This window comes from Citrobacter sp. H12-3-2, from assembly GCF_009649895.1.
Taxonomy (GTDB): Bacteria; Pseudomonadota; Gammaproteobacteria; order Enterobacterales; family Enterobacteriaceae; genus Citrobacter; species Citrobacter portucalensis.
This window is the reverse complement of the sequence record NZ_CP045837.1, coordinates 772,600-785,913: the sequence shown is the minus strand read 5'-3', so window position 1 is coordinate 785,913 and position 13,314 is coordinate 772,600. Positions and strand designations below refer to the sequence as shown.

Genomic DNA, 13,314 nt, shown 5'->3' with positions numbered 1-13,314 from the left:
ATGGCAACCACGCGAAACAAAGTGATGTGGCGGGAAGGGACACTGATGCGTCCGCACCACCTCCAGCAGCAGCAACGATATAACGATTATGTGAATAATCTGCGTTTCCGGACCATTAATGATCTGTCCTGGGGATTTACCGAGCTTTCGCTTAATAATGAGTCGCTGGCACAGGGCAAAATTATGCTCGACAGTGCGTCCGGTACCCTGCCGGACGGCACGGTGTTCTCCATTCCGGACCAGGATTCGCTGCCCGCTCCGCTGCATCCGAACAGCTTTCCTGAAGAAGAGAGCCGTAATATCTATCTGGCCTTACCCGTTGCCAGTGACGTGAGAGGCGAAGTCAGCTACGGACAGCAGATCGGACGTTACCGACTGCACGATGCCGATGTCCGGGATCTGCATTCAGAGAATGGTGATGCGCGGGCACTGACACTGGGACAGTTAACGCCTCGTATTATGAGCGGGGCTGATGATATGAGCGCATATGTCACGCTACCACTGTGCCGTATCAAAGACAGGCACGCTGACGGCGCCCTGATACTGGATGACAGCTTTATCCCCACCTGCCAGAACATTTACGTTAGCACGCGGCTGCGTGAAATTTTGCGCGAGGTACAGGAAGCGGTTGGCGGCCGGGCTAATGACCTGGCTAATCGTATTGGCTCTCCGGCGCAAAGCGGTATTGCGGACGTGGCGGAATTTATGATGCTGCAACTGCTCAACCGTAACCAAACCCGGTTCACCCATCGCGCCCGCAGATCACAGCTTCATCCGGAAATGTTTTATCTCGATCTGGCCGGACTGCTAGGTGAACTCATGACATTTACCGAATCGTCCCGCCTGCCCTGCCCGCTGGATGTCTACGATCACCGCAACCTGACAGAAACCTTCAAAACACTGTTGCCGGAAGTGAAGCGGGCACTGCATACCGTCCTGTCGCCCAGGGCGGTTAACCTGCCGCTGCATCTGCGCGATGGCATCTGGCAGGCTGACATACATGACTCAGCGCTATTGCAGTCAGCCACCTTCGTGCTGGCGGTGGCGGCGAAAATGGAGACACAGCAACTCCAGCGCCAGTTTATCCAGCAGTCAAAAATTTCCTCGCCGGAAAAAATTCGCAATATGGTCAGTGTGCAAATCCCCGGTATCCCGCTGCATACGCTGATGGTGGCCCCCCGCCAGCTTCCGTACCATGCCGGTTTCAGCTATTTCGAACTGGACAAGAGCGGTCCAGCCTGGGCGGATGTGGCGGCTACCGGTGCCGTCGCCCTGCATGTATCCGGTTCGTTTCCGGATCTGAACATGCAACTGTGGGCTATAAGAGGATAAGACGATGGATGCGCTATCACTGCCCCCTTTACCCGAATACGAAAGCGAAGGCCTCCGTCAGTACCAGCTTACGCTGCGCGGCAACAGCCTGAACCCGATGATCGACGCCGCCACACCGCTACTGGGGATGGTAATGCGTGTTGCGGGGATGAACAGCCATGCCATGCCTGAACACCTGTTCACTCAGGTGGTGACGGATGTGCAGGCAATGGAGCAGCTACTCCAGGAACAGGGCTATGAGCCAGGTGTGATTATCTCGTTTCGTTACATCCTCTGTACTTTTATAGATGAAGCGGCACTGGGTAACGGCTGGTCCAATAAGAACGAGTGGATCAAACAGTCGTTACTGGTGCATTTCCACAATGAAGCCTGGGGTGGTGAAAAGGTCTTTATTCTGCTGGAACGCCTGATGCGCGAGCCAAAACGCTACCAGGATCTGCTGGAGTTTTTGTATATCTGCTTTTCACTGGGCTTTCGCGGGCGCTATAAAGTCGCGCCTCAGGATCAGGGGGAGTTTGAGCAGATATACCACCGCCTGTATCACGTCCTGCATAAACTGCGCGGCGATGCGCCCTTTCCACTGCTGCACCAGGATAAAAAAGCCCATGGCGGACGCTACCAACTCATTAAACGACTGACCATCCGCCATGTTCTGTCCGGCGGTATCATCGTGCTGGCGCTGTTTTATCTGTTCTATCTGCTGCGCCTGGACGGCCAGACGCAGGACATTCTTCACCAGTTAAACCGGCTGCTCGCCAGGTAAGGACACATATGATCCAGATTGATTTGGCCACACTGGTAAAACGGCTTAATCCCTTCGCGAAACAGGCTTTGGAAGCCGCAGCCTCGGAGTGTATGAGCCAGCAGGCGGCGGAAATCACTGTCAGCCACGTACTGCTCCAGATGCTGGCTATCCCGCGCAGCGATTTGCGGGTCATTACTGAACGCGCCGGGATCGGCACCGATGATTTACGCCAGGCGCTGACAGTGGAAAATTACGCCACCACCCGTTCAGTGGATAGCTATCCGTCGTTTTCCCCCATGCTGGTTGAATGGCTGAAAGAGGCCTGGCTGTTGGCGTCCGCTGAAATGCAGCAGACAGAGTTGCGCGGCGGCGTCCTACTGCTCGCCCTGCTCCACTCGCCGCTGCGCTACGTACTGCCCGCCGCCGCCCGACTGCTCACCGCCATCAACCGCGACCAGCTACAGCAGGATTTTGCTGGATGGACGAAGGCGTCAGCCGAGTCGGTTATGCTGAATGCGGACGGGCAGGTCATCAGCGCCGCAACCGATACCGGCGACAGCCTGCTTGCCCGCTACGCCAGAAACATGACCGATGATGCCCGCAACGGCAGGCTCGATCCAGTATTGTGCCGCGATAATGAAATTGACCTGATGATTGATATTCTCTGCCGCCGCCGTAAAAACAATCCGGTGGTAGTCGGTGAGGCAGGCGTCGGCAAAAGCGCGCTAATCGAAGGACTGGCGCTGCGCATTGTCGCAGGCAAGGTACCGGACAAGCTGCGCGATACCGATATTATGACCCTGGATCTTGGTGCACTACAGGCAGGCGCATCGGTGAAAGGCGAGTTTGAGAAGCGCTTTAAGGGGCTGATGGCGGAGGTCATTCAGTCACCGAAACCCGTTATTCTGTTTATCGACGAGGCCCACACGCTGATTGGGGCGGGCAACCAGCAGGGCGGGCTGGATATCTCTAACCTGCTAAAGCCTGCGCTGGCACGCGGCGAGCTGAAAACCATCGCCGCCACCACCTGGAGCGAATATAAAAAATATTTCGAGAAAGACGCCGCCCTGTCGCGTCGTTTCCAACTGGTAAAAGTACGCGAACCCAATGCTGCCGAAGCCACCATTATTCTGCGCGGCCTGTCGGTGGTGTATGAGCAGTCCCACGGCGTGCTGATTGATGATGAAGCCTTACAGGCAGCAGCAACGTTAAGCGAGCGTTATCTTTCCGGGCGTCAGTTACCGGATAAAGCCATTGATGTGCTGGATACCGCCTGCGCCCGCGTTGCGATCAATCTCTCCTCTCCACCACGGCAAATTTCAGCGTTGACCACACTGAGCCATCAGTGCAAAGCAGAAATTTACCAGCTTGAGCGTGAAATCCGCATAGGCCTGCGATCTGATACCTCGCGGTTGAATGAAGTACTGGTGCAGTATGACGAAACGCTGACCGAATTGGATGAGCTGGAAACGGCATGGCACCAGCAGCAGGCGCTGGTACAGGAAATTATCTCGCTGCGTAAAGGGCTGCTGGATGAATCCGTTAACAGTGAAGAAGAAAATGTGCAGTCAGAAGAAGTTGGTGCCGAAAACACCCCCGTTCCGCCAAATGAATTCGCGACGAAGCAACCAGAAACCGTCCCAGAACGCTGCCCTGCAGAACGACTGGCAGCGCTGACCGCCGAACTGAATACTCTGCACCATACGCAGCTTCTGGTTTCCCCACACGTCGATAAAAAACAAATCGCAGCTGTGATTGCCGAATGGACAGGCGTACCACTTAACCGTCTGTCGCAGAACGAGATGTCGGTCATCACCGATTTGCCGCTGTGGCTGGGTGACATTATCAAGGGCCAGAATCTGGCGATTAAGCATCTGCATAAGCACCTGCTGACAGCGCGTGCGGATCTGCGCCGCCCGGGGCGACCTCTGGGTGCATTCCTGCTGGCCGGCCCCAGCGGCGTGGGTAAAACGGAAACCGTGTTACAACTGGCAGAACTTCTCTATGGCGGTCGCCAGTACCTCACCACCATCAATATGTCCGAATTCCAGGAGAAACATACTGTTTCCCGCCTGATTGGTTCCCCTCCAGGCTATGTTGGCTACGGCGAGGGCGGCGTGCTGACCGAAGCGATTCGTCAAAAACCTTACTCCGTAGTGCTGCTTGATGAAGTTGAAAAAGCGCACCCGGACGTGCTTAACCTGTTCTACCAGGCGTTCGACAAGGGCGAGATGGCAGATGGCGAAGGTCGTCTGATTGACTGTAAAAACATCGTCTTTTTCCTCACCTCCAACCTCGGTTATCAGTTGATTGTCGAACATGCTGATAACCCTGAAACCATGCACGACGCGCTGTATCCGGTACTGGCAGACTTCTTCAAACCTGCGCTACTGGCACGCATGGAAGTGGTGCCATACCTGCCGCTGTCGCGTGAAACACTCTCCGTCATTATCACCGGGAAACTGGCGCGGCTGGAGAACGTGTTGCGTACCCGCTTCGGTGCAGAAGTGATAATTGAGCCGGAAGTCACCGACGAAATAATGCAGCGCGTCACCCGCGCTGAAAACGGCGCGCGGATGCTGGAGTCGGTCATCGACGGTGAGATGCTGCCGCCGCTCTCCCTGCTGCTGTTGCAGAAAATGGCGGCGAATATCGCCATTGCCCGTATCACGCTGGGTGTGACAAACGGCTCCTTTATCGCTGATGTGGAAGATGCACCGGAGGATAGCACTGATTCCGACACACAGTCGGAACCAGAAACAGAGGACAAAACCGTTCTATGAGCAGAATACAGACGCTCATGATCATAATGCTGCTGCCGGGATTATTCCCCCGCGCAGTACAGGCGGAAACACCTGCAAAACAGGTGATTGCCGTATTGCCGGGGATTGTGGTGCCGGAAACCAACGCACAGACGACGCTCAGTGCCATGCTGGACTGTCGCCGGGAGCCTGCTGCACTGGAGCGTCTTGACTGCTATGACCATATTCTGGCACCAGAGCAACCCAGCTTTAATGGCGCGCTGGTAAAGGCCCGTTATGAAGGTGAAGCCTGGAAACGGGCTTTCGCCCAGGAGAAACAGCGCCCGGATAATTCCACCGCACTACTGATGACGCAGAGCGATGGCGAACGCCCTACTGTGGTTATTACTACACCTGCCATCGGCAACGTCCCGCCACGCCCGGTACTGATGTTCAGTTGTGTGGACAACATCACCCGGATGCAGGTGGCGCTGACCCATTCCATGACGCAGAACGACATCGCTGTGACGCTGACAACTGACCACGGACGCTTTCAGTCTCATTGGTTTATCCGTGAGAACGGTGTCCTGTTGGAGTCCAGCCGCGGACTATCCGGTATTGACGAAATTAAGCAGCTCTTTGGCGCAAAAACCCTGACCATCAACACCGGTACGGACAGTGCCGCCGGAAAACTGACATTTAACATTGACGGGCTGGCGAAAACCATCGCACCGCTGCGTGACGCCTGCCACTGGGCGGGGGAATAAAAATGGCAATGGACTTACGTAACCCGGATACCTGGATTTCACACCTGCTGGAAAATCTGCCGGAAGATAAACATGCCTCCGCGATGAAAGACGATAATCCCGACTGGGAATATATCGATGGCGAAATGCTTAAACTTGGCTCACTGACGCACAGTCAGTTGGATATCCCGGAAATACAGCGCCGGGGATTAGTGCTTCTGGCGTCGGAAAGCAAAGATTTTCGCCTGCTGGCCCACCTATTACGTACGCTGCAACACGCCGGTGATCCGCTGCTGGCGTTACGTTTACTGACGTTATATGTGGAACATTACTGGACGCAGGCCGCACCGCAAAATGCAGCTCATAAACAGCGTTTCGCCGCCCAGGTACTGAAACGATTTGAATCCGGTGCAGAGAGCTTCGCAGAATCGGCAGATATCACGCAACGCGACAGTCTGCTGGCTGAGCTGGCAAAACTGGCACAGCGCTGGCAGGAGCAAAATATCCCGGCACTGGCGCAGGCCGTCGATGATCTCTCGTCGCAGTATCGCCGGGCATTTCGCGGGGCAAAGCTTGCGCTGTCTGCCCCGTCACCCACGCCATCCGTCGGCGCACCTCCGGCCGCAGCCACACTACCCTCCCCGGTATCGCCATCGGTGTCCGCCCCCGCTATCCCGACCGTCGATATTGACAGTCATGATGATAAGGCCTGGCGCGAAACACTGCTGAAAGTCTCCGCCATTCTCTGTGAGCGCCAGCCGGATTCGCCGCAGGGTTACCGCCTGCGTCGCCATGCGTTATGGCAGGCCATTACATCCGTACCCCAGGCAGAAAGCGACGGGCGAACGCCGCTGGCGGCGGTACCTGCTGATATGACCGCCGATTATCAGACCCGACTGAGCAATGCCGATCTGGCGCTCTGGCAACAGGTGGAAAAAAGCCTGCTTCTGGCCCCGTACTGGCTCGATGGGCATTACCTTTCGGCGCAAACCGCGCAACGCCTGGGTTACTCCAGTGCAGCAGAAGCCATCCGGGATGAAATGGCCCGTTTTCTCGTCCGCCTGCCGCAACTTGCCACCCTGCGGTTTAATGACCGCACGCCGTTTATGAGTGAGCAGACAAAACAGTGGCTGGCGACGTCTCCGGGCAGTCAGACAGCCCCGATTGTGCGGACCGACGAAGACACAGAGGCTGTCCACCAGTGTTTCAGCGAGAAGGGACTGGAAGCCGCGCTGCAATACCTGGAAAAGCTGCCGGAAGGCGATCCGCGCGATCAGTTTCTCCGGCAGTATCTGGGCGCGCAACTGATGGAAGACGCCGGAATGGTGCAGCTTGCACAGCAGCAGTACCGGATGTTGTTTAAAGCAGGGCTGCGTATGACGCTGGCTGACTGGGAGCCGTCCCTGCTGGAGCAACTGGAAAACAAATTCACGGCAGAAAAATAATAACGTAACAAGGAGTTACCGTGTTCAGATTACCAACCCCTCGACTGTTCAGCAGTCTGCGATCCGTCCTCCGATCGGCGATGCCCCGCGTTAAGGTTTCCGCCGCCTGGCTGCTGGCATTGGCGTGGATTGTGCTGCTGGTATGGATCTGGTGGAAAGGCCCGTCATGGTCGTTCTACGACGAGCAGTGGCTTAAACCGCTGACGAACCGCTGGCTGGCGACGGCAGCCTGGGCGCTCACAGCGCTGGTATGGCTTACCGTCAGGGTAATGAAGCGCCTGCAACTGCTGGAAAAACAGCAAAAACAACAGCGTGAAGAGGAAAAAGATCCGCTGACTGTAGAACTGACTGCCCAGCAACGTTATCTCGACCACTGGCTGCTGCGTCTGCAACGCCATCTCGACAACCGTCGCTACCTGTGGCAACTGCCGTGGTATATGGTTATTGGTCCATCCGGAAGTGGCAAAACGTCGCTGCTGCGCGAAGGTTTTCCATCCGACATTATTTACGCCCCGGAGGCCGTGCGGGGAGTGGAATTGCGTCGGTATGTTATCCCACATGTGGGAAAACAGGCGGTCATTTTTGATGCAGACGGCCTCCTGTTTGAGCAACAGGAGGCGGATGTGCTGCACCGTCGCCTGTGGACAACTATGCTGGACTGGCTGGTACAAAAACGCGCCAGACAGCCGCTGAACGGCCTAATACTGACGCTGGATCTGCCCGATCTGCTGACTGCCGACAAACGCCGCCGGGAGCACCTGTTGCAAATTCTGCGCGGACGTTTGCAGGATATACGCCAGCACCTTCACTGCCAGTTACCGGTGTATGTGGTACTGACCCGGCTGGATTTACTGTACGGTTTCGCTGCTCTGTTTCAGTCTCTGGACAGGAACGATCGCGATGCCATTCTTGGCGTTACCTTTACCCGTCATGCTCATGAAAATGACGACTGGCGCGCAGAGCTGAATGCATTCTGGCAGACCTGGAGCGAACAGCTCAATAACGCCCTGCCGGAGCGACTGCTAACCCCCGGCTCCCGCAGTTCCCTGTTCAGCTTTGTTCGTCAGATACAGGGTAGCCGTGAACCGCTGGTATCCCTGTTGAGCGGATTACTGGACGGGGAAAATATGGACGTCATGCTGCGAGGCGTGTACTTAACCTCCTCCCTGCAACGCGGCCAGATAGACGATATTTTTATGCAGTCTGCCGCCCGTCAGTTCCGCCTGGGCAATAGCCCGATGACGGCCTGGCCTTTGGTGGACACGGCCCCCTATTTTACCCGCAACCTGTTTCCACAGACTTTACTGGCAGAGCCTAACCTCGCCGGTGAAAGCCGCGTCTGGCTGATGCAGTCCCGCCGCCGGTTATCGGTGTTTTCCGTCACCGGGGGCATCGCCGCGCTGCTGCTGATTATGGGCTGGCATCACTATTACAATAACAACTGGCGTTCCGGCATCACCGTACTGGAGCAGGCCAAAGCCTTTATGTCGGTTCCTCCACCGCAGGGTATGGATGATTATGGCAACCTGCAACTGCCGTTACTCAACCCGGTGCGTGACGCCACGCTGGCCTACGGTGACTGGGGCGATCGCAGCCGCCTGGCCGATATGGGATTGTATCAGGGCAGGCGTGTCGGCCCGTATGTGGAGCAGACCTACCTGCAACTGCTGGAGCAGCGTTACCTGCCGGCCCTGTTTAATGGTCTGCTCAAAGAGATGAACGCCGCGCCGCCGGAGAGCGAGGAAAAACTTGCGGTACTGCGCGTCATCAGAATGCTGGAGGATAAAAGCGGACGCAGCAACGAGGTAGTGAAGCAGTACATGGCAAAACGCTGGAGCGATAAGTTCCATGGCCAGCGAGATCTCCAGGCGCAGCTTATGTCTCATCTGGACTATGCCCTGCAGCATACAGACTGGCACGCGGAACGTCAGGCAGGCAACGTCGACGCCACCAGCCGCTGGACGCCTTATGACGGCCCGGTGGTGGCGGCCCAGAAAGAACTCAGCAAACTGCCCGTCTACCAGCGTGTTTACCAGAGTCTGAAAACGCGTGCCCTCGGCGTGCTGCCCGCCGATCTGAACCTGCGTGACCAGGTGGGCGCCACGTTTGATCAGGTGTTTACCTCCGGGGATGATAATAAACTTATTGTTCCGCAATTCCTCACCCGTTACGGCTTGCAAAGTTATTTTGTCAAACAGCGCGATGCGCTGGTCGAACTGACGGCGATGGATTCCTGGGTGCTGAACCTGACCCACAGTGTGAAATACAGCGAGGCAGACCGGGCGGAAATCCAGCGTCAGCTCACCGAACAGTATCTCAGCGACTACACCGCCACCTGGCGCGCCGGGATGGATAACCTTAACGTGCGCAATTACGAATCCATCGCTGAACTGACCGGCGCACTGGAGCAAATTATCAGCGGCGATCAGCCACTCCAGCGGGCACTGACGGCACTGCGCGACAATACACAGCCCGCCGTACTCTCTGAAAAATTGGATGACAGAGCGCTTCAGGAAGCCATGGCAGAGTCGGAGTATCAGTTACTGACCCGCCTGGGGCATGAGTTCTCCCCGGAGAACAGCACGCTGGCTGTACAGAAAGACAAAGAAAACACTCTGCAGGCAGTTTATCAACAGTTGACGGAACTGCACCGTTATCTGCTGGCGATCCAGAACGCACCGGTACAGGGAAAATCAGCACTGAAGGCGGTGCAGCTACGGCTTGATCAAAACAGCAGCGATCCGATCTTCGCCACCCGACAGATGGCAAAAACCCTGCCTGCCCCGCTTAACCGCTGGGTGGGCAAGCTGGCGGAGCAAGCCTGGCATGTGGTGATGGTGGAAGCAGTCCATTACATGGAGATTGACTGGCGTGACAACGTGGTGAAACCGTTTAACGAGCAGCTCGCCAACAACTATCCGTTTAACCCTCGTTCGTCACAGGATGCATCGCTGGATGCCTTTGAACGTTTCTTTAAACCGGATGGTTTACTGGACACGTTCTACCAACAGAATTTGCGTCTGTTTATAGAAAACGACCTGAGTCTGGAGGACGGGGATAACAACGTGATTATTCGCGAAGACGTCCAGGAGCAACTGAATGCCGCGCAGGAAATTCGCGATGCCTTCTTCAGCAGGCAAAACGGCCTTGGCGCTCAGTTTGCCGTGGAAACCGTATCGCTTTCCGGCAATAAACGGCGCAGCGTACTCAACCTTGACGGTCAGTTAGTGGACTACAGCCAGGGCCGCAATTATACCGCGCATCTGGTTTGGCCAAATAACATGCGTGAGGGTAATGAAAGCAAGCTGACGCTGATTGGCACCGGCGGCAAAACGCCGCGCAGCATCGGTTTCAGCGGACCGTGGGCACAGTTCAGGTTGTTTGGCGCAGGGCAACTCACCGGCGTACAGGATGGCACATTCAGCGTGCGCTTTAACGTGGACGGCGGCGCAATGGTGTACCGGGTGCATACGGACACGGTAGATAACCCGTTCACCGGCGGGCTGTTCAGCCAGTTCCGGTTGCCGGATACCCTGTACTGAGGAGGCTGAAATGAGCCAAGACATACTCACACAAATTATTGTTACCGGCAGCGATCCTCGCGGCCTGCCGGAATTCAGCGCCCTGCGGGAAGAGATCAATAAATCCTCTCACCCGTCGCAGCCGGAGCTGAACTGGAAACTGGTGGAATCACTGGCACTGGCGATCTTTAAAGCCAACGGCGTGGATCTGCACACGGCGACCTATTACACCCTGGCACGCACGCGTACACACGGGCTGGCCGGATTTTGCGAAGGGGTGGAGCTACTGGCGGCAATGATAAGCCACGACTGGGATAAATTCTGGCCGCAGGATGAATCAGCCCGTACCGGGATGCTTGACTGGCTCAATACCCGGACCGGTAATATCCTGCGCCAGCAACTGTCCTTTTCAGACACTAACCTGCCGTTGCTGTACCGGACTGAGCGCGCATTGCAGTTGATTTGCGACAAACTCCAGCAGGTAGAACTGAAACGCCAGCCGCACGTAGAAAACCTGCTTTATTTTGTGCAGAACACGCGTAAACGACTAGAACCACAGCCAAAAAGCAGCGTGGGTACTCCGTCACAGACCACCGTCAGAACGTTGATTTATGCCCCGGAGAGCACACAGCCCGTCACGGAGGAAAGCCTTCCTCCCCTGCCCGACCTGCCGGAAATGAAGGTGGAAGTCCACAACGGCACCACACCGGTCGCCAGCGCCACGCCAGGCCGGAATTGTAAAGGTTTTATGGCGGGTATTGCCTGTGCGACGGCTGCCGCTGCCGCACTCTGGTGGTGGCAGGTGTACCCGATGCAACAACAACTTTCACAAGTCAGGGATACAGCACAGGGCGCGGCAACAGTCTGGCTGTCGTCGCCTGAACTGGACAGTTACGGGCAACGGCTGCAACAGCTTCCCGACACCTCGCCGCTGCAACTGCTGGAAACAGGCATGCAGATGATGCAAACCGCAGACAGCCGCTGGCCGGAGAGTTTGCAACAGCAGCAGGCAACAGCGCAGTGGAATGAAATCCTGAAAACCCGCGCGCAAAGCAGCCCGCAAATGCGTGGCTTGCAGCAGGCGCGGCAAAATCTGCGTGACTTTGCCGACCTGATGATGCAACGGGAGACAGAGAAACAGGGCTTTACCCTCTCCTATATCAAAACCGTCACCTGGCAGGCGGAACGACTGCTGAATCAGGAAACGCCGCTGGAATCCCTGCTAACACAGTACCAGGACGCCAGGGCACAGGGACGGAATACGGAAGCGCTGGAAAAACAAGTTAATGAACAGATGAATGGCGTACTAAGCCGCTGGCTGCTGCTGAAAAGCAATGTAGTGCCAGAGTCGGCAACTAATGCAAAATCAGGAAAATAATAGTTAACGCGAGGAGAACAACATGGCAAATTTAATTTATTTAACACTGAACGGTGAAAAGCAAGGATTGATTTCAGCAGGTTGCTGTTCACTTGATTCTATCGGTAATAAAGCTCAGTTACTGCATCTTGATCATATTATGGTATATGAACTGACGCATGGATTAAGTCGGGATCAAAATGTCAATCATCATTCAGTTACGATAAAAAAACCTGTCGATAAATCATCCCCTTTGCTGGGAAAAGCAATTAACGATAATGAAATATTGACTTGTACTTTTGATTTTTATCGGACAAATCGATTTGGCATTAATGAAAAATATTACAAACTGGAATTAAAAAAAGCCCGAATTAGTGATATTAATTTCTCGATTGCACATGTAATCATTGACAGCGAAGTACAACCTCAGGAAAGTATTTCTTTTATATATGAATCAATCAACTGGGAGCACTGCATTGCCGGGACCAGTGCGTACAGCTTATGGAATGAGCGTGTTTATTAATTTTCTATATAAAAAGAAGGTTCAAATGGTCAGCAGAGAAAAGTTACATAGGATTCCTGTTACAGAGAAGTCTTTACTTAAATATAAAGATGAAGATAAATTAGCAAATAAAAGATTTCCATTCACACTACGCAATGAATTTGTAACGAATAAAAACAAAGAAGATCATACATTTTTTAATTGGTGTGAAACAAGAAGAATTGCTGTTTTATCTGGAGCACCGGAATGGAACAAATATGATCCGTTAATAAGGAAATTGATGTCTGAAATGAACAGTCATTTGTGGCGAACCACGCCACATTATATGGCAATTGATTGGCGATGGATAAAAGCGATGGCATGGACTGAAACAGGGGCCGTTGATGAACAGTGGGATTCAAATATCATGCAGATAGGAGTTAGTAATGACCCGGGAATACTCGCGGTTATTGATAGTGATAACGAAATGACAAAACTAATCACGCCTCCTGTATCAGAATGGAAAAATCTTCAGAAAGCAAAAATAAGAACAATCCCCGAAATAAACTTTAGAGCTGCAATAATATACTTAATGAGTAGTTTATCGATATCCGGAATACGCTCAGTGAAAAAACCATGTCTTGCCCCATTATCAGTAACTATTTCACGCAAAAATAAATTATCTACATTAGACGATATAATAAAGAAAAAACATACAACAGAAGAGATTCTTAGAGAGATGAATAACATTCCACGCCACCAGCATGATGGTGATGTTTTAAAATATGTTCCAGCAGAAAAAAAACGAGTGATTTCAGGGTGGAATCTTCCAATAAATGCACAGAGAATAGCATTAGCTTATAATGGAGGTGGCGATCCTCAGTATATAGAGAAGATAAAATATGCTTATTCTATTATTATGACCAAGCCGAGTTAAAGATGATGA

9 protein-coding genes are annotated in these 13,314 nt (G+C 54.0%); all 9 read left to right on the top strand.

Translation table 11 applies throughout. The features are described 5' to 3' along the window. A complete protein-coding gene (gene tssK / locus GHC22_RS03790; RefSeq protein ID WP_153752270.1) occupies positions 1-1,332 on the top strand; it encodes a type VI secretion system baseplate subunit TssK in 1,332 nt (443 codons plus the stop codon). A gap of 4 nt (positions 1,333-1,336) precedes the next feature. Then, complete coding sequence (gene icmH, locus GHC22_RS03785) at positions 1,337-2,095, top strand: type IVB secretion system protein IcmH/DotU (RefSeq protein WP_153752268.1); 759 nt, start codon at positions 1,337-1,339, stop codon at positions 2,093-2,095. A gap of 8 nt (positions 2,096-2,103) precedes the next feature. After that, positions 2,104-4,860, top strand: a complete 2,757-nt coding sequence (gene tssH / locus GHC22_RS03780) for a type VI secretion system ATPase TssH (protein WP_153752266.1) — start codon at positions 2,104-2,106, stop codon at positions 4,858-4,860. After that, positions 4,857-5,585 carry a type VI secretion system-associated protein VasI gene (gene vasI / locus GHC22_RS03775; RefSeq protein WP_032944972.1) on the top strand — a complete coding sequence of 243 codons (729 nt, stop codon included), beginning with the start codon at positions 4,857-4,859 and terminating at the stop codon, positions 5,583-5,585. The genes tssH and vasI overlap by 4 nt, the downstream gene beginning before the upstream one ends. 2 nt (positions 5,586-5,587) lie before the next feature. Further along, a complete protein-coding gene (tssA, locus tag GHC22_RS03770) occupies positions 5,588-7,009 on the top strand; it encodes a type VI secretion system protein TssA (protein ID WP_153752264.1) in 1,422 nt (473 codons plus the stop codon). 110 nt (positions 7,010-7,119) lie between these two features. Beyond that, positions 7,120-10,551, top strand: a complete 3,432-nt coding sequence (gene tssM / locus GHC22_RS03765) for a type VI secretion system membrane subunit TssM (RefSeq protein WP_153753954.1) — start codon at positions 7,120-7,122, stop codon at positions 10,549-10,551. A gap of 10 nt (positions 10,552-10,561) precedes the next feature. Then, positions 10,562-11,908, top strand: a complete 1,347-nt coding sequence (locus tag GHC22_RS03760) for a VasL domain-containing protein (RefSeq protein WP_153752262.1) — start codon at positions 10,562-10,564, stop codon at positions 11,906-11,908. Positions 11,909-11,930: 22 nt separating this feature from the next. Continuing rightward, the gene (locus tag GHC22_RS03755; protein WP_153752260.1) at positions 11,931-12,410 is read left to right on the top strand and encodes an Hcp family type VI secretion system effector; all 480 of its coding nucleotides are present in this window, start codon (positions 11,931-11,933) and stop codon (positions 12,408-12,410) included. Beyond that, complete coding sequence (locus tag GHC22_RS03750) at positions 12,400-13,305, top strand: hypothetical protein (RefSeq protein WP_153752258.1); 906 nt, start codon at positions 12,400-12,402, stop codon at positions 13,303-13,305. The genes GHC22_RS03755 and GHC22_RS03750 overlap by 11 nt, the downstream gene beginning before the upstream one ends. The last annotated feature ends 9 nt before the right edge of the window (positions 13,306-13,314 follow it).